This window comes from Flavobacterium arcticum (assembly GCF_003344925.1).
GTDB lineage: Bacteria > Bacteroidota > Bacteroidia > Flavobacteriales > Flavobacteriaceae > Flavobacterium > Flavobacterium arcticum.
Genome location: NZ_CP031188.1, coordinates 1,245,298 through 1,266,404, shown reverse-complemented (window position 1 = coordinate 1,266,404; position 21,107 = coordinate 1,245,298). Strand labels below are relative to the sequence as shown.

At 37.0% G+C, this 21,107-nt stretch carries 21 protein-coding genes; 14 read left to right on the top strand and 7 right to left on the bottom strand.

Going from position 1 to position 21,107, the window contains the following annotated elements:
• Position 1: 1 nt before the first annotated feature.
• Positions 2-997 carry an acyl-ACP desaturase gene (locus tag DVK85_RS05795; protein WP_114677531.1) on the top strand — a complete coding sequence of 332 codons (996 nt, stop codon included), beginning with the start codon at positions 2-4 and terminating at the stop codon, positions 995-997.
• Positions 998-1,068: 71 nt separating this feature from the next.
• Entirely contained in the window at positions 1,069-1,722 is a 654-nt protein-coding gene (locus DVK85_RS05790) for an HD domain-containing protein (protein ID WP_114677530.1), read from the top strand.
• Between the two features lies 1 nt (position 1,723).
• Here DVK85_RS05790 and DVK85_RS05785 read toward each other — a convergent pair whose 3' ends face one another.
• Positions 1,724-3,223, bottom strand: coding sequence for a hypothetical protein (locus DVK85_RS05785; RefSeq protein ID WP_114677529.1), 1,500 nt, complete (start codon positions 3,221-3,223; stop codon positions 1,724-1,726).
• A 127-nt stretch (positions 3,224-3,350) separates the two neighbouring features.
• Here DVK85_RS05785 and yiaA point away from each other — a divergent pair, with 127 nt between their 5' ends.
• The 3 genes from yiaA to DVK85_RS05770 all read left to right on the top strand — a co-directional run bounded on the left by yiaA (position 3,351) and on the right by DVK85_RS05770 (position 5,750).
• Positions 3,351-3,824: an inner membrane protein YiaA gene (yiaA, locus tag DVK85_RS05780; protein WP_114677528.1), complete on the top strand. Its 474-nt coding sequence runs from the start codon at positions 3,351-3,353 to the stop codon at positions 3,822-3,824.
• A gap of 77 nt (positions 3,825-3,901) precedes the next feature.
• Positions 3,902-5,191: a DUF2157 domain-containing protein gene (locus tag DVK85_RS05775; RefSeq protein ID WP_114677527.1), complete on the top strand. Its 1,290-nt coding sequence runs from the start codon at positions 3,902-3,904 to the stop codon at positions 5,189-5,191.
• Positions 5,181-5,750 carry a GDYXXLXY domain-containing protein gene (locus DVK85_RS05770; protein WP_114677526.1) on the top strand — a complete coding sequence of 190 codons (570 nt, stop codon included), beginning with the start codon at positions 5,181-5,183 and terminating at the stop codon, positions 5,748-5,750. Before DVK85_RS05775 ends, DVK85_RS05770 begins: the two co-directional genes overlap by 11 nt.
• A gap of 48 nt (positions 5,751-5,798) precedes the next feature.
• Here DVK85_RS05770 and DVK85_RS05765 read toward each other — a convergent pair whose 3' ends face one another.
• From DVK85_RS05765 to DVK85_RS05740, 6 genes are all read right to left on the bottom strand, one after another.
• Positions 5,799-6,581 (bottom strand): enoyl-CoA hydratase/isomerase family protein, encoded by a 783-nt coding sequence (locus DVK85_RS05765; RefSeq protein WP_114677525.1) that lies wholly within the window; start codon positions 6,579-6,581, stop codon positions 5,799-5,801.
• Positions 6,582-6,602: 21 nt separating this feature from the next.
• Complete coding sequence (locus tag DVK85_RS05760) at positions 6,603-8,114, bottom strand: sensor histidine kinase (RefSeq protein ID WP_162845301.1); 1,512 nt, start codon at positions 8,112-8,114, stop codon at positions 6,603-6,605.
• Positions 8,115-8,118: 4 nt separating this feature from the next.
• Complete coding sequence (locus DVK85_RS05755) at positions 8,119-8,676, bottom strand: CopD family protein (protein ID WP_114677523.1); 558 nt, start codon at positions 8,674-8,676, stop codon at positions 8,119-8,121.
• The gene (locus DVK85_RS05750; RefSeq protein ID WP_114677522.1) at positions 8,676-10,016 is read right to left on the bottom strand and encodes an MATE family efflux transporter; all 1,341 of its coding nucleotides are present in this window, start codon (positions 10,014-10,016) and stop codon (positions 8,676-8,678) included. Before DVK85_RS05750 ends, DVK85_RS05755 begins: the two co-directional genes overlap by 1 nt.
• Complete coding sequence (gene hemH, locus DVK85_RS05745; RefSeq protein WP_114677521.1) at positions 10,016-11,047, bottom strand: ferrochelatase; 1,032 nt, start codon at positions 11,045-11,047, stop codon at positions 10,016-10,018. The genes DVK85_RS05750 and hemH overlap by 1 nt, the downstream gene beginning before the upstream one ends.
• Positions 11,048-11,136: 89 nt before the next feature.
• Entirely contained in the window at positions 11,137-12,009 is an 873-nt protein-coding gene (locus DVK85_RS05740) for a helix-turn-helix transcriptional regulator (protein WP_114677520.1), read from the bottom strand.
• Positions 12,010-12,237: 228 nt separating this feature from the next.
• Here DVK85_RS05740 and hemA point away from each other — a divergent pair, with 228 nt between their 5' ends.
• The 9 genes from hemA to DVK85_RS05695 all read left to right on the top strand — a co-directional run bounded on the left by hemA (position 12,238) and on the right by DVK85_RS05695 (position 21,102).
• A complete protein-coding gene (hemA, locus tag DVK85_RS05735; RefSeq protein ID WP_114677519.1) occupies positions 12,238-13,494 on the top strand; it encodes a glutamyl-tRNA reductase in 1,257 nt (418 codons plus the stop codon).
• On the top strand, positions 13,491-14,414 hold the full coding sequence (hemC, locus tag DVK85_RS05730; protein WP_114678991.1) for a hydroxymethylbilane synthase: 924 nt from the start codon (positions 13,491-13,493) through the stop codon (positions 14,412-14,414). Before hemA ends, hemC begins: the two co-directional genes overlap by 4 nt.
• 8 nt (positions 14,415-14,422) lie before the next feature.
• Positions 14,423-16,159, top strand: a complete 1,737-nt coding sequence (locus DVK85_RS05725) for a TrkH family potassium uptake protein (protein ID WP_114677518.1) — start codon at positions 14,423-14,425, stop codon at positions 16,157-16,159.
• Positions 16,160-16,171: 12 nt separating this feature from the next.
• The gene (locus DVK85_RS05720) at positions 16,172-16,873 is read left to right on the top strand and encodes a potassium channel family protein (protein ID WP_114677517.1); all 702 of its coding nucleotides are present in this window, start codon (positions 16,172-16,174) and stop codon (positions 16,871-16,873) included.
• A 3-nt stretch (positions 16,874-16,876) separates the two neighbouring features.
• The gene (locus DVK85_RS05715) at positions 16,877-17,548 is read left to right on the top strand and encodes a uroporphyrinogen-III synthase (protein WP_114677516.1); all 672 of its coding nucleotides are present in this window, start codon (positions 16,877-16,879) and stop codon (positions 17,546-17,548) included.
• 93 nt (positions 17,549-17,641) lie between these two features.
• A complete protein-coding gene (gene hemE, locus DVK85_RS05710) occupies positions 17,642-18,667 on the top strand; it encodes a uroporphyrinogen decarboxylase (RefSeq protein WP_114677515.1) in 1,026 nt (341 codons plus the stop codon).
• Positions 18,668-18,682: 15 nt separating this feature from the next.
• Positions 18,683-19,585 carry an oxygen-dependent coproporphyrinogen oxidase gene (gene hemF / locus DVK85_RS05705; protein ID WP_114677514.1) on the top strand — a complete coding sequence of 301 codons (903 nt, stop codon included), beginning with the start codon at positions 18,683-18,685 and terminating at the stop codon, positions 19,583-19,585.
• A gap of 90 nt (positions 19,586-19,675) precedes the next feature.
• Entirely contained in the window at positions 19,676-20,671 is a 996-nt protein-coding gene (hemB, locus tag DVK85_RS05700) for a porphobilinogen synthase (RefSeq protein ID WP_114677513.1), read from the top strand.
• 20 nt (positions 20,672-20,691) lie between these two features.
• Complete coding sequence (locus DVK85_RS05695) at positions 20,692-21,102, top strand: c-type cytochrome (protein WP_114677512.1); 411 nt, start codon at positions 20,692-20,694, stop codon at positions 21,100-21,102.
• The last annotated feature ends 5 nt before the right edge of the window (positions 21,103-21,107 follow it).

Here is a 21,107-nt window from a genome sequence, read left to right as displayed (position 1 = left end):
TATGTCTATAAAAAACATCCGGTTAGAGGTAATGCAGTTTTTAGAAAAAAACATCGACGCTTTTGTTGATAGTTACCTCGTACCTGTAGAAAAAATATGGCAGCCAACAGACTTACTGCCAGACTCTCAGAGCGAATCTTTCTATGAAGATGTCAAAGAGCTAAGAGAAATAGCCAAAGACCTACCTTATGATTTTTGGGTAGTGCTTGTGGGCGATACCATTACAGAAGAAGCGTTACCTACTTACGAATCTTGGTTAATGGATGTAGAAGGTGTAAACCAAGTAGATAACGGTGGGAACGGCTGGAGCAAATGGGTGCGCAACTGGACGGGAGAAGAAAACCGCCATGGCGATGTGCTTAACAAATACCTATACCTATCAGGTCGTGTAAATATGCGTGAAGTAGAAATAACTGCACATCACCTTATTAACGATGGTTTTGATATTGGTACAGACCGTGACCCGTATAAAAACTTTGTGTACACAAGTTTTCAAGAACTAGCTACTTATGTATCGCACAACAGAGTATCGCAAATGGCAAAGAAATTTGGCGATAACAAACTATCTAAAATGTGTAAACTAATTGCTGGCGACGAAATGCGTCATCACATGGCATATAGCGAGTTTGTAGATCGTATTTTTAAAGTAGACCCAAGCGAAATGATGCTGGCGTTCCAATACATGATGAAGCAAAAAATAACTATGCCTGCGCACTTCCTTAGAGAATCGGGCGGTAGTATAGGTAGTGCTTTCGATCAGTTTTCAGATTCGGCACAGCGTATAGGCGTTTATACCGCTATGGATTATGTAGATATATTGCGTAAACTTAATGATAAGTGGCAAATAGATAAAATTACTGGGCTTACTGCCGAAGCTGAAAAAGCTAGAGATTACCTCATGAAATTGCCCGATAGAATGGCAAGAATATCCGAAAGGATAGTAATACCAGAAGAATCGCACATTTTTAAGTGGGTGCAACCTGCCCTGATAAAATAATACTAAAAGCTACCTAATGGTAGCTTTTTTATTTTTGTATTAACTATTTTTGCATTACTCAACATTATATCATGACTAACCCCGCTCTTATACACAAAACCATTAATTTCGTAAAAGAACAACTGGAAAATGCCGAAGGCGGTCATGACTGGTTTCATATACAACGTGTATATAACAACGCCTTAAAAATAGCCGAAACAGAACAGTGTGATTTGTTGGTTGTTCAACTTGGGGCGTTACTGCACGATATTGCCGACAGTAAGTTTCATAACGGCGATGAAACCGTAGGTCCAAAGGTAGCACGAGCTTTTTTAGAGCAAGAAAATGTTGAGGAAGCCACGATACTACACGTAGTAAACATTATCGAGAACATATCTTTTAAAGGAGGTAATTTCGAACAGAAATTCAACTCAATAGAATTGGAAGTAGTACAGGATGCTGACAGACTAGATGCAATAGGTGCAATAGGTATAGCGCGTACTTTTAACTATGGTGGGTTTAAAAACAGAGCTTTGTACAATCCTGATATTGCACCTGAAATGAATATGACAAAGGAGGAATACAAAAAAGGCGATAGCCCTACTATAAACCATTTTTACGAAAAGCTACTATTACTAAAAGACCGTATGAATACCGAAACAGGTAAAACCTTAGCACAAGGCAGACACAACTATATGGTTAACTTCCTTGCGCAGTTTTATGCTGAATGGGAAGGTGAAAAGTAAATTATACTGTTGCGCTTTCGTTTAATAGACTAAGCGTTACTTCATAAACAGGTTTGTTTTGTGTTTTGGCATATAGCCATGCTATGAAACTCAATACAAAAACATCTTGGGTTGCCGTTGCCATTGCCATAAGCTCCTGTAGTTTATCGTTAAATAGCTTTGTATATATAACATCCGCGTTCAAAATATATTTTTCCGCTAGCTGTACGTACTCCAATACTTTACCCTCTTTAACATCAGTAAGGTATTTTTTATACCGCCGTTTAAACCCTTTAATACGGGATAATGCTAACTCTTGATTATCAAATTCTGCCTGGAGTATAATTTCAACCAATGCCTTTTTTATAGCCCAGTCCATACCCATTCTTTTTTCGTACCAGCTGTCAGTATGAGCAAATTGCCTCATATATTTAAATGCTGTTTTATCGGCTTGTTGCGAATAGAAAACAACCATACAAAGCAGCAGGTCATTCAGGTCTGTAACATCTCCTTTTTGCTGATTTAGTGCTTTTTGTATTGTTGCTTTAGCTGCATCAGGGTTATTAGTATAGTGCTGGTTAAGCCCTAATAATAACGACCAGCGCATAAAGAACCGTTTGTAATATTTCTTGTTTTGTACTTGCATTTGCTCCTGCATCAACTCTAAGTAGCGTAATGATGTTGCAAACTCACGATTACGAAAATAGATATTGGCTATAAAATACAGCACATAAATATGGTAATACAAATGTTTCCCTGCAAGCTCTTTTTTATCTTGAATAAAAGGCAGACTTTTATTTACAAACGATGTTATAAGGCTATAATCGCTATTTATAGAGGCATACTCATTGGCAATAAATAATATTTGATATAGCGATTTAAAAGTAAGTACCTCATCTAGTGATATATTAAGCGATTTTATAGTATTCTGTATCAAAGCACGCAAATCGACTATTTTACCTTTATGGTAAATGTCTGCCAATTCCTTCCGTAATAGTGCATAACCCAAGTTAAGCTGTTCTTCATAATATAGCTTTTGCCTGTTAGCTGTAAACTTGGCAATCACACCATCCAGTTGTGGGCTACCCTCTATATGAGCAAATTGTATTTGGGTATGGTATATTTCATTAAGCAAACTAAACTGCTCTAAAGTCAATGCCTTTGTTTCGGCTTTTGCCAAACATTTAAATGCTGTTTTGTATAAATTATGTTCTAAAAATGCACGAGCTACTACCAGCAAACGTAACACCTCGTGTTCTGCCGAAGTAGTATACTCAAAAGTGCGGTTTGCCATAAATGCGATAAGGCTATCATACATACGTTTGCGCAAGGCATGATATACATCGGCAGATTTTTTAGTTTTATATCTATTTTTTAAGGTATTTATATCATCAGTTTCTAACAATTTAAAGAAGTTGATATTATGGACATCTTTACGTTTATTCTTCTTACCAAGATATGTTACAAAAGACTTTTTATCTTTCAACGACATCATAGAGACTACTTCATCCAGAGCATTCATACACTTTGCATATTAAGTATATAAATATAATAATTTAAATAATATATCATCAGTTTTTGTAAAATTATAGCTTTTACAGGTTTACTTTTTACAGGAGATTTGCCTCATAATCTTAAAACAAATAATTATGAATCCGCTAAACATAGAAGAAGTAAACGAAACTTCTAAATTTTTAAAAAAAGAAAGTAAAACAAGTAACAATCCTCTTAAACCCAGCACTGCTTTTATAGGCGCATCCTGGATGACAGTTCTTATCGGTATGACTTCCTACTGCATTGGTTTGTTTAATGCTGATATGGAACTCAACGAAAAAGGTTATTACTTTACCATATTACTATTTGGGCTGTTTTCTGTAATATCAGTACAAAAAAGTGTACGTGACCGCCAAGAGGGCATAACTGTAACCGATATGTATTACGGTATAAGCTGGTTTACTACACTTGCATCAGTAGTACTGCTGGTAGTAGGCTTATGGAATGCCACTTTAGCACTAAGCGAGAAGGGCTTTTACGGAATGTCGTTCGCGCTAAGCCTCTTTGCTGCAATAGCCGTACAAAAAAATACGCGTGATGTAAAACATTTTGAAGACAACAACGCTTAGCGGAGATGCCTCGCTACCAAAACATTCTATAATGCAAGGTTGCGAGGTTATTTTATTACATTTAAAAAAATTTAATTATGGCTTCATCTATTATAAAACAGTTGCCTGAACTTGTAAAAGAGAAGGTAATAACACCTGATACAGCAAAAGATATTGAACAATACTATGCAATTAAACATCGTGATAACGGCACAAACCCACTGGCAATATTCGGCTCTATAGGCGGAGTATTAATAGGGCTTGGTATAATATTACTGTTTGCGCACAACTGGGATAATTTTTCCCGACCTGTAAAAACAGGAATTGCTTTACTGCCTTTAATCCTGTTCCAGATAAGTACCGGCTATGCTTTGGTAAAAAAGAAAAGTCAGGTTTTTAAAGAAGTATCGGGAATACTTTTATGCTTTTCTGTAGGAGCTTCTATAGCATTGGTCGCCCAGATATACAATATACCCGGAGATATTGGCAGCTATCTTTTCACTTGGACGTTGCTATGTATCCCTTTAGTATATTTATTACAATCAAAAACTATTGCAGTACTGTCTTTAATTTTAAGTACCTACTACGCTACAGAAACAGGGTATTTTACCTACCAATATGAAAGTAGCCCTTGGTTCTACTTTATGTTTATTGGCGCACTACTGCCTTTCTACTTAAACTTACTAAAAGTAAAACCAAACCATAATGTTACTAATATTTTTAACTGGCTATTACCATTAAGTATTATTATAACATTTGGTGCTTTTATGGATAGCATTGAACAACTTATTATTATACTTTATGGTTTGTTACTATGCATAATTTATAATATAGGTATGCTCCCTGCCTTCCGGAGAGGCTGGTTACTAAATGGTTATAGTCAACTGGGTGCTTTAGGAATTACCACATTACTTATTATTAGTTCTTTCCGCATGGTATGGCGATTTAACACTGCTCAATCACCCGAAAAACCTGTATATTATATTCTGGCTTTAGTTTTAGCTGCTATAAGTATCTGGCTTAGCTACATTGCACGCAAAAAAGGAGAAAAACTTACTATTTTCAACGTAGCAGCATTAATTTTCCCTTTAATTTATCTCGGCTATCTAATTGATTATAATATCGCTTTTTGGTTAAGTAATGTAGCTGTGCTGGCTGTAGGAGTTGGCTGTATTCAACGAGGTATAAATACTATCGACTTTAAAATACTCAACTTCGGTTTAGTTACTATAGCAATACTTATACTATGCCGCTTTTTTGATATCCAAATTTCCTTTGCTATCAAGGGGGTTTTATTCTTGGCTTTAGGCATTAGCTTTTTTATAGGCAACTATTTTTTAGCAAAGAAGAAGAAAGAAACACTAAACACTACTAAACATGAAAACTAAACACCTATTTATAGCCTTTATAATCACTGCTATTGCTCAGGTATTTGTACCATTAAAAATGGTATATGATAGTGAAATGACCGAAAGAACCGGTACTGTATATAAGTTTAAAACAGCACCCATTGACCCCCAAGACCCTTTTCGCGGTAAATATGTAAGGTTGAATTATGATATGAGTTCATACCCTACAAATGACACTACTTGGGTACATGGAGAACCTGTTTATGTAACCCTAAAAAATGACAATGAAGGTTTTGCAGCTATAGAAAGCATAAGTCATCAAGCTCCTGATGACGGAACAGATTACGTTGTAGCAAAATACCGCTATAATGCTAAGGACAATATAAACTTCTCACTGGAGTTTGACCGCTACTATATGGAAGAAAGTAAAGCCCCAGAAGCAGAAACATTTTACAGGTCGTATAACCAAAATGCAGAAAACAAAAAACCTGCTTATGCACTGGTGGCTGTAATAAATGGTAATGCTGTTTTGAAAGATGTTATAATAGACGACATACCAATACGGGAATACGTTTTAAAAGAAAGAGAAAAACAATAAAAAAAGCCCCATGTTTGGGGCTTTCATGTTTATAATATAATGGTGTAATTACTTACCGGGAAAAGCAGCTCTTCTTTTCTCTAAAAAAGCCGTTGTTCCTTCCTTAAAATCTTCTGTACCGAAAGATTCGCCAAAGGCTTTTATTTCGGCTTCATAACCGTTTACGCCATCGGTATAGTTAGTATTTATAGCTTTTATAGCCTGTCCAATTGCTACCGATGAGTTTCTCATAATCTTGCCCGCTATACCTTTACAAAACTCCAAAAGCTCTGCTTGTGGCACTACGTGGTTTACCAGTCCGTAAGTTTTAGCCTCTTCGGCATTTATCATACCGGCTGTCATTATCATTTCCATAGCACGTCCTTTACCCACAAGTTGTGGTAAGCGCTGTGTACCACCGTAGCCCGGTATTACACCCAACGATACTTCGGGTAATCCCATTTTTGCATTATCAGATGCTACACGGAAATGTGCTGCCATAGCAAGCTCTAATCCTCCGCCCAGAGCAAAACCGTTTACGGCTGCAATAACAGGAGTAGAAAGGTTTTGTACAAAGTCAAATAACAACTCTTGTCCTTTTGCAGCAAGTTTACCACCTTCTGCTACTGAGAAGTTAGCAAATTCAGAGATATCAGCACCAGCTACAAAAGCCTTCTCGCCACTACCTGTTATAATAATAACCTTAACCGAAGCATCTTCGTCTAATGCTTTAAAAGCATTGTGTAGTTCCTCAATTGTGGCTTTATTAAGTGCATTTAGTTTTGTTGGTCTGTTAATGGTAATCAGTCCAAGACCGTCTGTTGTTTCCGTTAGGATATTTTCGTAATTCATTTTCAGTATTGGTTTTATAATTTACATTATTGTTTGTCCTTCTTTATTATCAGAGCTATCGGCATCTATAATAGGGAATTCTACTATAAATGTGGTTCCTTTCCCTATTTCACTAGTAAAGGTAATGGTGCCATTATAGTTCTCTACAATGTTTTTAATGATACCCAGTCCGAGCCCCATACCACTAGTTTTGGTTGTAAACTTAGGTTCAAATATACGGCTCTTATTTTCAATGCTTATACCTTTTCCGTTATCTCTTACTGCTATCACAGCATGATTGTCCTTGCTATACATACTAACCTCAATAAGCGGATTAGCAAAATCTTTAGACATTGCTTGCGTAGCATTTTTAACAAGGTTGGTAATAATCCGAATCAATTGAGTACGATCCATTCGGGTTATTATTTCCTTTTCTTCACTACTAAAAACAATATAGTTTTCATTAAATATCTCTAATGCAAGCTGCACTACTTTAACCATATTAATGGTCTCATTTTGCTGTGCTGGCATAGAGGCAAAACTCGAAAATGCCGACGCTACTGATGACATGGTATCTATTTGTTGTATTAACGAGGTAGAGTATTCATCCAGCTTTTTATTTATATCAGGATCATCAGGGTTAAACCTGCGCTGAAAACTTTGCACCGTGAGACGCATAGGCGTTAGCGGATTTTTAATCTCATGCGCCACCTGTTTTGCCATTTCGCGCCAAGCCTGTTCTCGCTCGCTTTGTGCCAGTTTTGCAGCACTCTCATCAAGATCATCTACCAAACCATTATAGGCTTTTACTAGCTGACTAATTTCTTGTGGCGAATCCCGTTGGTCTATTTTTTCGTTAACACTACTTAAGCGAATTTCGGTTATCCTGTCACTTATCGATTTAAGTGATTTTGTAATATAACTCGAAAGGAAGTAAGCTATTATTATAGAAATAAGTAACATAAAAGAGTACACCTGAAAAAAGCGCATCATAAAATTATTTATCTCTTTTTCATAATACCCATCATCTTCTATATAAGGTAGGTTGAGTATGCCCAATGGTTTAAACTTGGTATCTTTAATATAACTGTAAGAAGAGCGGTAGCGCTTTCCGTTTTCTGTTTTCAGTAAATCTACATAGCGTTTCTCGGCAGTAGAGCGTATAACACGCAATATAGGTTCATCTATTTTTTGGCTAACGGTATCTATAGAAAAAGCAGCTTTAGATGATTTTAACAACTCGCCATTAAGATCATAAATATTAATCTCCATGCCATGAATATTTGCTAACTCATGTATGCGTTCACGAAAAATAAGTGGTAAATTCTCTGTAGAAAGCGGATAGGTAGTCGTAGCAAGTATATAGTTAATATGCTCTTTTATTGCCTTCTCTTTCCTATCTACACGTTCCTGATGGTAGTCTTTGGCTTCTTTTTTAAACTGATAAATAGATACTGCTGCAATAAGCATAGAAGCCACTAACGTAACAAATATCATAGAGAGAAATATTCTTACTCGCAGCGACCATCTTCTTATCTTAAACCGTTTTTTCATCCTTTCAGGATTTGTTCTTTTCTCGTATCCGTTTATAAAATTTAAAACCTAACATGAGTAGTACAGAAAAGGCAATAATACCCACTACCCCATATATCCAGTTTACAGCACTTTTTAAAATTACTAAAAAAATGACGGCAAATAGTATAATGGTTGCACCTTCGTTCCACAAGCGCATAAAACTGGTAGAGTATTTTACGGCATCATTTTGCAATTGTTTAAATATCTGGTGACATTTTAAATGATATAAATAAAGCAAGAAAACAAAGCCTAGCTTTACATGCATCCACGAAAATTGTAACCACACTCCGCCACGTGCTGTACCAAACAGCATTAAAAAAGCAAAAATACTAGCTAATACTGCCGATGGCCATGTGATGATATACCAAAGCCTGTAGGACATTAACTTATATTGCTTTATCAATATTTCTTTTTCGGGCGATGGCTTATCGTTAGCCTCTATATGATATACAAAAAGCCGAACAATATAAAACAACCCAGCGAACCAGGTTATCACAAAAATAAGGTGTAACGATTTTATATAGTCATAGTACTCTTCCATCAAGCTTCTTTAAGTTCTTCGGTCATTTCTTTCTTTAAAAACAACCCCGTTAATAACGTAGATAGTATATCTGATATAGGGAAAGCTATCCATACCCCAAAAATACCAAAAAACGGTGGTAAAATAAGCACCAGCGGTATCAGGAAAAAACCTTGCTTACTAAGTGTTAACAATAATGCTTTAGTCGCCTTTCCTGCTGCCTGAAAATAAGCCCCTCCTATAAGTTGTATCGCAATAATAGGTGATGCCGCAAATACCCAGCGCAATGCAACTGGAGTACCTTCTATAACACCTGCATCGGTGGTAAATAAAGCTGCAATAGGTCTTGCAAATACAAGCACTACTACAAATATAATTATAGAAATATAGGTTGCATATTTAATAGCCGTAGTAATCGCTTCTTTTACTCTTATATAATTTCCTGCCCCATAATTATAACCTGCAATAGGCATAAAACCTTGGGTAACCCCAAGCACAGGAAATAGCATAAACATAAGCATTCGGCTAATAATACCATATATGGCAACAGCCTGTTCACCTCCTTCGGCATATAGCGTATGGTTTAATATAATGGCAAGAATACTTATTACGCCTTGTCTTGCAAATGTTACAAAACTCAACGAAACAATCTCTTTAACTAACTCAGGGTGAAAAACAAAACTACTCAGCTTTAATCTAAGTTCACTTTTTTTAATAAAAAACCAAAGGATATAAGCAAAACAAAGCATAAAAGAGAAGGCTGTGGCAAGTGCTGCCCCAAAAACCCCCATATCTAATACTTTTATAAAAAGCACATCTAAAATAACGTTTGATAATGCTGCCACTATCATGGCAACCATAGCATGGCGCGCCTTATCTTCGGCACGTATAACAGTGTTACCCATCATACAAAATGCCTGAAGTGGTACAGCAAGTAATATGGGCATAAAAAATTCTTTGGCAGGAGGCATAATAGCACCATTAGCACCAAAAAGAAAAAGTATCTCTTCGCTAAAAAATAGCCCTGCTATTACAAAGAGTATACAAATGCCAAAGGTCATCATAATTTGATGAGCAAAGGTAGCAACCGCCTTTTCATGATTACCTTTACCTAACGCCCGCGATAATACAGAGCTACCCCCTATACCTATAGCCATACCCATAGAGGAGATAAAAAAAGTAATAGGCATTACTACAGAGAGTGCAGCAATAGCTATAGAGCCTATCCATCGTCCTACAAAAATAGTATCTATAAGCAAGTTAACTGTTAAGAACAATATGCCTATAGATGCAGGTACAGCTTGCTTTATTAGCAGGCTTTTTATACTCTTATGAGCTAAATCGGTAGATGAAACTGACATTATGCTACTGGCTTTTCAGCGTGAGCCCATTCGTTTATCCAGTTTACTACAACGTCTATCCAAGGGTCGCTATCATTAAGACAAGGAATAGCCATAAAGTTTTCGCCACCATGTTCTTTAAAGTCTTCATTTGCGCGCATAGCAATCTCTTCGAGAGTTTCAAGACAATCTGACACAAAAGCAGGAGTTACTACTGCAAGATTTTTAATGCCTTTTTCGGGCATTTTATTTACTTCAATATCAGTATAAGGCTCTAACCATTTGTCGCCCGAAAGACGCGACTGAAAGGTTAGGGAATATTTATCTTCAGGTATACCCAGCTCTTTTACTACCAGTCGTGTAGTTTCGTAACACTGATGACGGTAGCAGAATTTATGTGCTGGAGATGGCGTTACACAACACGAGCCATCAATTTTACAGTGCGATTTGGTTACATCTGTTTTACGGATGTGACGCTCTGGTATACCGTGATAGCTAAACAACAAGTGATCATAATTATAACCTTCTAACGATGATTTTATCGAGTTAGCAAGTACTTTTATATAGTCTGGCTTATCATAAAAAGCAGGAACATCGGTAATGGTCATGTTTGGGAATTTCTTTGCGCGAATTTCCTCTGCAAGCTTCAATATCGTTAAAGTAGATGCCATAGCATACTGCGGATAAAGTGGAAAAAGCAGTACTTCTGTCACTCCTTTATCGGCAAGTTCTTGCAAACCCGTTTCTATAGAAGGCTGACCATAACGCATAGCAAGCGATACTGGCAACTCTACTTTTTTGTTTACTTTTTTATGCATCCTCTCGCTAATAACAATAAGCGGAGAACCTTCGTCCCACCATATTTGTTGATAAGCATGCGCCGATTCTTTTGGTCTTTTGCGTAATATGATACCTCTTACCAATAATGCTCGTAGCAAGAAAGGAACATCTATTACATATTTATCCATCAGGAACTCATCAAGGTAAGGTTTTACATCCTCTGGGGTTGGGCTTTTTGGTGAGCCTAGGTTTACTAACAGTACTCCCTTCATGTTATATATTGTTTGTTCTTGGTTGTTATTGCCTGCTTCTGCTCAAAAACCGTGCGAGATGCAGCCTGTTTATTAACTTTATGATTTGTTTAAGTGTTCGCATTCATACTCATCAAATACTTTTTGGGTGTAGTGCCAAATTTCTTTTTAAAGGCAGCTATAAAGTGGCTCGATGTGCTATAGCCTATACGCAGTCCTACTTCATTCACGTTATACGACCCACTATCTAATAGTTTACGAGCATACTCCATTTTATAATCAAACAAAAAACTGTACACACTGTCACCATATATCTGGCGAAAGCCCATTTTTAGCTTCTTTAAGTTGATCCCCACCTGGTCGGCAAGTTCTTGTAACCCTGGCGGCTCTGCCATGTTAGTTATAACTATATCTTTTGCCTTGCGAATTTTTATAACGTTATCCTCATCTATCAGGAATGGGCATTGCTCGGCATTGGGGTCTTCGGTACGGTTAAAATACAGGCTTAGCAATTCATACACTTTACCTTTAAAGTACAGTTTCTTGATAGACTGATGCAAATTAAAGTGAAACAACTGACTAAGCACTATAGCCATACTTGGGTTTATCTTATCTTCTTTATAATACTTTTTGTCTTTGTTACCATCGCTCAAAAACGGTATATAGTCTGCCTCTTCAGAGAAAAAACTATGGAATTTTTTTATTGATATTAATATAGATAAAACCCATGAATGTGGCGCAATTTCTAAGTGTACAGGCAACTCTTTTTGTGGGTTGTATAAAAACAGAGAAACCTCCTCGCGTAAGTCTAGTGCATAATGCCCCTGATTGAATATAAATTTAGCCTTACCCTTTACTCCAAAATGAAATTGGATAAGATCTACTCCTACTTCACGCTCAAAATGTACGGTATCATCGCTATCATTTTGGAAACGTAAAACAAAAAAATTATCCTCAATCTGTATCTCTTCATGAGTACCCATAGCGGTATTTTTTTGACTGCCTTTTTTAAGTTTTCAATTCGTTTTATTTAGAATAGTTCTAAACAAAAAAGTTGTAAGGCATTGATTTTAGTGCAAATTTAGCGTATTTATCCTTAAAAAAGGATTTTAGCACGAAAATATCCGACAGCGTTATAAAAAGAACCTGTAGCGTTACTTTTAAAAAAATGTTAAAAGTAATTTTGTAGCACTTTTAGGAAAGTGGATATTATGGAGAATCATAACGGATCGAAGCATCAGTACTTTTATGCTATAGGTTTAAGCTACAAGAAAGCAGATGCCGAGATGAGAGGAAAGTTTAGTTTAAGCGCCGAAGGCAAACACAATGTATTGCAACAAGCAAAACAAGAAGGCATAAGTAGCCTTGTTGTAATATCTACCTGCAACAGGACAGAGATATACGGCTTTGCTCAGCACCCTTTTCAGCTTATAAAATTACTTTGCGACAACAGCCGTGGTACTGTAGAAGAGTTTCAGCGCGTAGCTTTTGTATATAAAAACAACGAAGCCATAAACCATATGTTTCGTGTGGGTACAGGGCTAGACAGTCAAATACTGGGTGACTTTGAAATTATTAGTCAAATAAAAATTGGTTTTGCAGAGTCTAAAGAACTAGAGCTAACTAATGCCTTTTTAGAACGATTAGTAAACTGTACTATACAAGCTAGTAAAAGAATTAAAAATGAAACCGAACTTAGCTCTGGCGCAACATCAGTCTCATTTGCATCAGTACAGTACATTATGAATAATGTGGCTGATATTCAAAATAAAAACATACTCCTTTTTGGTACAGGAAAAATAGGGCGCAACACTTGCGAAAACTTGGTAAAACATACCAAGAACGAACATATTACCCTTATTAATCGTACTAAAGACAAAGCCGAGAAAATAGCTGGGAAATTTAACCTACTTGTAAAAGACTACGATTTACTACCACTAGAAATACCCAAAGCCGACGTGCTCGTGGTAGCTACAGGTGCCCAAAACCCTACTATAGATAAGGACATTTTAGTGCCACACAAACCATTGCTTATACTCGATTTATCTATCCCGAAGAATGTTCATGATAATGCAAAAGAAATTGAGGGCGTAACAGTAATACACCTCGACGACCTTTCTAAAATAACCGATGATACCCTAGAAAACAGGAAAAAACATATTCCTACAGCCGAAGCTATCATTGCCGAAACAGAAGAAGACTTTGTTAACTGGCTAAATGCAAGAAAGTTTGCACCAACTATACATGCACTTAAAGAAAAGCTTACGACCATAAAAGATGGCGAATTAGACTTTCAACGCAAAAAAATAAGTAATTTTGATGAAGAACAGGCAGAAATAATAAGCCAGCGAATTATTCATAAAATTACAACCCATTTTGCAAACCACTTAAAAGACAGGGATACTATGGTAGATGAAAGCATAGAATGGATAGAAAAAGTATTCCATATCGAAAACACTACAAAATGAATAAAGCCATAAGAATAGGCACGCGCGATAGTGAACTTGCACTATGGCAAGCACATACTGTACAAGCAAAACTGGAAGCGCTAGGCTATACCACTGAAATTGTAGCTGTAAAATCTACTGGAGATGTCGTATTAGATGTACCGTTATATGAGTTTGGCATTACAGGTATATTTACCAAAACGCTAGATGTCGCCATGATAAAAGGCGAAGTAGATATTGCCGTACACTCTATGAAAGATGTACCTACTGCATTGCCTAAAGGCATTATACAGGCTGCTGTATTAGAACGCGCCGCTACCGATGATGTACTGGTACATAAAGGAAACCTAGATTTCTTAAACAAAGAAGGGATTATTGCCACAGGTAGCCTTCGCCGACAGGCACAATGGCTAAACCGCTACACAGACCACTCCGTAACCGACCTGCGTGGTAATGTAAATACCCGACTTAGAAAGCTGGAAGAAAGCAACTGGGGTGGCGCTATATTTGCTGCTGCGGGACTAAAGCGCATTAACTTACTACCCGAAAATCATTTAGTACTCGACTGGATGATACCCGCACCTGCACAAGGCGCAATGGTGGTGGTAGCTATGGAAAGTGATAATTATTGTCGTGAAGCTCTTGCAAAACTAAACCATACTGAAACAGAAATTTGTACCTTTATAGAGCGTCAGTTTCTTAAAAAACTAGAAGGTGGTTGTACTGCCCCTATTGGCGCACTAGCTCAATTTAAAGAAGACACTATACACTTTGAAGGAATATTACTGTCAATAAACGGCAAACAAAGAATACATATCGAAAAAATGATTGCCAAGAATGCTGATTATAGTACCTTTGGCGAACAATGCGCTCAGGAAATCCTGAATAACGGCGGACAACCGTTAATGCAGGAAATTCGTGAGAAACTGAACAAAAAGTAATTTAGGAGATGTTTAAAAATATTTCGAATGTACTATCTAAGATATATGGCTTTGTAGATATCTTATTAATTACCTTCTTGGTATTCGATTTTGGCTTCGAAAATCTTATCTCTGAGTTATTTAATCATAAAACACTTTACCTTATTGGGCTTATAGCTGGGCTTATAACATTTAATGTTATCCGCTTTTTTTATACCCAAAACCTGATGCTCAAAAAGATGCTGAAGGCAAACGTATTGATATTAGCACTAACGTTAGTAATAGCGACTGTTACGTTTCTATTTAGTGATGAATATGAACGGCTGTATAAAGCAACCCTAATTATCGATACGGGGCTTATTCTTTACTTTTTCTTGCGACTTACAAGCCTCATCAGGAAACTATATGCGCTATATTACAACCCCACCATACTATTTGTAGGAAGTTTTGCTATTACAGGGTTTATAGGAGCTTTTTTATTAATGTTACCCAATGCCACGACACACGGAATTACCTTTACCGATGCACTATTTACATCCATTAGTGCCGTTTGTGTTACAGGCTTAATTGTAGTAGATACTGCTGCCGATTTTACTTTTATGGGTAAAACAGTAATCCTTTGTCTTATACAACTAGGCGGTATAGGTATGCTTACCTTTACATCTTTCTTCTCGTTTTTCTTTAAGCAAGGTTCTACCTTTAGAGAGGGTATGAATGTAAGCAGTTTTGTAGATAGTGATAACTTGCAAAATGTAATGCGTTTTGCCATGCGAGTAGTAGCTTTTACTGTAGGTATAGAAATTGCAGGAGCACTACTCATATATTCTTTTATAGCCGATATACCTAGTATAGAGCACAAAGCATTTTTCTCAATATTCCATTCTATCTCAGCATTTTGTAATGCTGGGTTTTCTACCTTTTCAGCAGGATTAGCCGACCCTTCGGTACAAAATGCCTATGCATTTCAGTGGGTTATAATGCACCTTATTATATTTGGCGGGCTTGGTTATAATATTGTTTTCAACTTTTTGCTTTACATAAAACACTTTATTGTTAATAGTATATCAAATATGCGTTTTCAAGCACCAGTGCGCATACTTACACTAAACTCTCGCATTGTTATTATCACTACCGCAACACTACTTACAGTAGGTAGTATATTTTTCTTTTTTGCAGAACAAAGTAACGCGTTTAGTAAAGAAACCTTTTTTGGTAAAATTACATCGGCAGCATTTACATCGGTTACAGCAAGAACAGCAGGTTTTAACACCTTCGATTTTGCTTCGCTGTCTATGCCTGCTATACTTTTTGTAATATTCCTTATGTGGATAGGAGCTTCACCTGGCTCTACTGGAGGTGGTATAAAAACCAGTACCTTTGCACTAGCTACACTAAATGTATTTACTATAGCACGAGGAAAAGAACATATAGAACTGAGGGGCAGAAAGATAAACAACCAGTCAGTAAAACGTGCATTTGCCATTATATGCATATCGCTTATTGTTATAGGTATGGGCATTTTAATGATATTATTCTTTGAAAAAGATTTTTCGCTTATACAAATTGCTTTCGAGGTATTCTCGGCATTCAGTACCGTAGGGCTTAGCCTAGGTATAACAGCAAGCCTTAGTATAGGCAGTAAATATGTTTTGATAGTAGTAATGTTTTTAGGAAGAATAGGCTTACTAAACCTCCTTATAGGTATGCTAAAAACTATAGAAGCACATAGTTATGAGTATCCTGAAGAAAACATACTGATAAACTAAAAATTTGAAATTATGAAAATTATCATATTCGGGTTAGGAAATTTCGGGATGTCGCTAGCAGTAAATCTTACAGAGACAGGCAACGAAGTTATTGGTATTGATAACGATATGAATAAGGTTAATATGGTAAAGCATCAAATATCTCACGCGATATGTATGGATGCTACTAATGAAATGGCTTACCAAGCACTACCTGTAAAGGATGCCGATCTTGCTGTTATAGCCATTGGCGAAAACGAGGGGGCAGCCATTATTACCACCGCTATAATAAAAAAATTATCACAAGCTCGTATTATAGGGCGTTCGCTTTCCCCTATACACGATACCGTATTAAATGCAATGGGTATAGAAACCATTATTCACCCAGAGCAAGATTTTGCTGACAGGCTTGCCAAAAAAATAAACCTAAAGGGTATTGTAGATAACTTTAGCATTGATAAAAATTACAGCATATCTGAAATTAAGGCTGTACCCGATTTTACAGGAAAAACACTTGAAGAATTGGCATTTAGACAAACATATAACCTTCATGTAGTAACTATTATTCGCAAACAAGCACGAAAATCTATTATAGGAACTACCAGTCAAATAGACCAGTCAGAAGGGTTTATAACAAAAGATAGTATTATTATGGAAGACGACCTTTTAGTCGTTTTTGGGCTTAATAAAGATATTGGTAAGTTTTGTAATCGCTACCAGCAAAAAAAGCGTTAAGTAATGGAACGGTGCGCGCGCATATTGGCTACCAAAAAGCTGCAACCTAACCAACGGCAATATCTACTTAATGCAGAATTATCTGTAACCGAAGCCGATTTTATAGGCATTAGTCACAAGCAGTTTGAGGTAAATAACATTAAAGGCAACCTGATATTTACCAGCCAAAACGGATTTAAAGCGTTCTTAGAGAAGAAAAAAAGTGAGAACTTTAAGGATAGAAATATCTTTTGTGTAGGGCAAAAAACCCGCGATGTTATTGTAAGTAATGGTTATAATGTAATTGCTTTTTCAGATTATGCAGAGGAACTGGCAACAACAATTATAAACAATTACAATAAAGAGAGTTTTACGTTCCTATCAGGTAGTATGCGACGCGATACTCTACCCGAAGCATTAAAAGCAGCAGGTATAGTGTTGAATGAAATTGAGGTATATAAAACGGTGCTAACACCACATAAAATTACCTCGGGCGCAGATGGAATTTTATTTTTTAGTCCGAGTGGTGTAACGAGTTATTTAAAAGAAAATAGTATTACAAATGAAGCTTGTTTTTGCATTGGTACAACTACCGCACAAGCTTTAAACGGTATAACCGAAAATATAATTGTGGCAAACAAGCCGAGTATAGAGAATGTTATAATACAGTGTATTAATTATTATAAGAATTATTAACCACCAAGAACACAAAGTATACACAACGGACACAACACATGTGGACCTCGTGAAAAACTTAGTGCACTTTGTGGTTAAATAAACTAAATACAAATGAGCATAAAAAACGACCTTTTCCTAAAAGCATTACGTAACGAAACCGTAGAACGCCCACCCGTATGGATGATGCGCCAAGCAGGACGCTACCTGCCGGAATTTATGGCATTGAAAGATAAATATGATTTCTTTACCCGTTGCCAAACACCAGAGCTTGCTGCCGAGATAACCGTGCAGCCTATTCGTATTGTAAAGCCCGATGCGGCAATATTATTTTCGGATATATTGGTTATACCACAAGCTATGGGGATAGACGTAGTAATGAAACCAGATTTTGGTCCGTTTGTACCCAATCCTATACGCACAATACAAGATGTAGAAAAAGTGCGTGTACCAGACATTCATGAAACACTGGGTTATGTAATGGACGCCATTAAACTAACCAAAGAAATGCTGAATGACGAAGTTCCGCTAATTGGTTTTGCAGGCTCCCCATGGACAATACTTTGTTATGCCGTAGAAGGTAGAGGCTCTAAAAGTTTTGATATTGCCAAAGGCTTCTGTTTTTCGCAACCCGAAGCAGCCCATGCGTTACTCCAAAAAATAACCGATACTACTATTGCTTACTTAAAAGAGAAAGTAAAAGCAGGCGTTAATGCTGTACAAATATTTGATAGCTGGGGTGGTATGTTAAGTCCTGTAGATTATCAAGAATTTTCTTGGAAGTACATTAACCAAATTATAGAAGCATTAGCACTCGAAACACACGTTATTGTGTTTGGTAAAGGTTGCTGGTTTGCCCTTGACGAAATGGCAAAAAGTAAAGCATCTGCACTTGGGGTAGACTGGACGTGTTCGCCACGCAATGCACGTTACTTAACAGGTGGAAAAATAACACTACAAGGTAATTTTGACCCAAGTAGATTACTATCGCCAATACCTACCATCAAGAAAATGGTGCACGAAATGATTGACGAGTTTGGTAAAGACAATTACATTGTAAACTTAGGTCATGGTATATTACCACACGTTCCTGTAGACCATGCCAAAGCATTTATAGAAGCAGTAAAAGAGTATAAATAGACACAACTACTCGCTATGAAAGACAAGTTTTACGCATACATACAACAACTACAAGACACAATAACCGCTAAACTAGAAGCCGTTGATGGCAAAGCCAAATTCCGTGAGGATATTTGGGAACGTGCCGAAGGTGGCGGCGGAAGAACCCGTGTTATAGAAAACGGAAATGTATTTGAGAAAGGCGGTGTAAATATCTCGGCAGTACATGGAGCATTGCCCAAAGCCATGCAGAGTTATTTTAATGTAGGTGATGTCGATTTCTTCGCTTGCGGATTAAGTTTGGTTATTCACCCAACAAACCCTTTTATACCAACAGTACATGCCAACTGGCGTTATTTTGAAATGTATGACAAAGAGGGTAACATCATCAATAGTTGGTTTGGCGGTGGGCAAGACCTCACCCCTTATTACCTTTTTGATGAAGATGCAACACACTTTCATCAAACGTGTAAAACAGCTTGCGATAAACACAACCCTGAATTTTACCCAAAATTCAAGAAACAATGTGACGAGTACTTTTGGAATGCACACCGCGATGAAGCGCGTGGTATAGGTGGTTTATTTTTTGACCATTGCAAAGCAACCGAAAACTTTAGCATGGAGCAATGGTATAACTTTGTAACCGAAGTAGGTAATAGTTTCCTTGAGGCTTATGTACCTATAGTAGAACGAAGAAAAGATATTGAATATACTGCTGAAAACAGGACTTGGCAAGAAATACGTCGCGGACGTTATGTAGAGTTTAACCTTGTACATGATAAAGGCACGCTTTTCGGGCTAAAAACCAACGGACGGATGGAGAGTATATTAATGAGCCTACCACCCCATGTACAGTGGGTGTACGACCATCATCCTGAACAGGGTAGTGAAGAAGAAAGGCTTATTACTATACTTCAAAAACCAAAAAACTGGATATAAGAGCCACTTGAGTTAAAATATACTATGTACATGATATATATCATACGTCATGTACTCAATTATTTGCAACTTTGATTAAATCATAATACTATGTTCCCAATACACAGAAACAGACGACTAAGAACCAACGATGCTATACGTGCCATAATGCGCGAAACTACCATAAGCCCTAACGATTTTATGTTTCCTATGTTTATTGCAGAAGGTACTAACGTTCAGGTAGAAATCCCATCAATGCCTGGTATTTACCGTCGTTCTATAGACCTTACCGTAAAAGAAGTTAAGGAATTGTGGAGCATCGGTATTAAAGCAATTAATATATATGTAAAGGTCAGTGATACCCTTAAAGATAATACGGGTAAAGAAGCATGGAACCCTGATGGGTTAATGCAACAAGCTATTAAAGCTATAAAAGATGCTGTACCCGGCATGATAGTAATGCCCGATGTGGCGCTAGACCCTTACTCGATATACGGACATGATGGTATTGTAGAAAACGGACAAGTAATAAACGATGCTACTGTAGATGCACTTACCTTAATGAGCGTAAGCCATGCCGATGCTGGTGCCGATTTTGTAGCACCAAGCGATATGATGGACGGCAGAGTACTCGCTATTAGAAAAGCACTAGAAGGAAGCGGACATCACAATGTGGGTATTATGAGCTATAGTGCCAAGTATGCTTCGTCATTTTATGGTCCTTTTCGTGATGCGCTAGATAGTGCGCCAAAAGAATCAGGCGTACCTGTACCAAAGGATAAAAAAACGTACCAAATGGATTATGCTAATCGCATAGAAGCTATTAAAGAAGCCTTACAAGATGTAGAAGAAGGTGCCGATATTGTAATGGTAAAACCAGGGCTTGCTTACTTAGACATTGTTCGTGAAGTAAAAAATGCGGTAAACGTTCCTGTATCAGTATTTCATGTATCAGGAGAATATGCTATGGTAAAAGCTGCTGCCGAAAAAGGCTGGCTAGATCATGATAAGATTATGATAGAACAGCTACACTGCATTAAACGCGCAGGAGCCGACCTTATCTCGACTTATTTTGCTAAAGAAGCTGCTATCTTATTAAACAAGTAATCGTCTTAAAACATTATATCATGAAATATTTTTTAACCCTGCTTGTTGCCTTTTCGCTTTTTGCTTGTAAGGATAACAAACAGCAAGAACCTTTTGGAAAAAAAACTGAAAGCACTACTACGGAAGAAGAAACAACTTCGAATTATACGTCTTCAGAAAAAATTGGTGAGGAAATTTTTAACGGAAAAGGTAATTGTTTTTCTTGCCATAAACCTGACCAAAAAGTTATAGGACCAAGTATTGCCGAAATTGCAAAAATATATGCTGATGAAAATGGTGATATGACTGCTTTTCTAAAAGGGAAAGCCGACCCTATTGTTGACCCTTCGCAATATGCTGTTATGAAAACCAACTTTTACATCACTAAACATTTTACTGATGAAGAAATGCAAGGCGTAGTAGACTATGTGATGAGTTTTAAACCTGAATAGCTTTT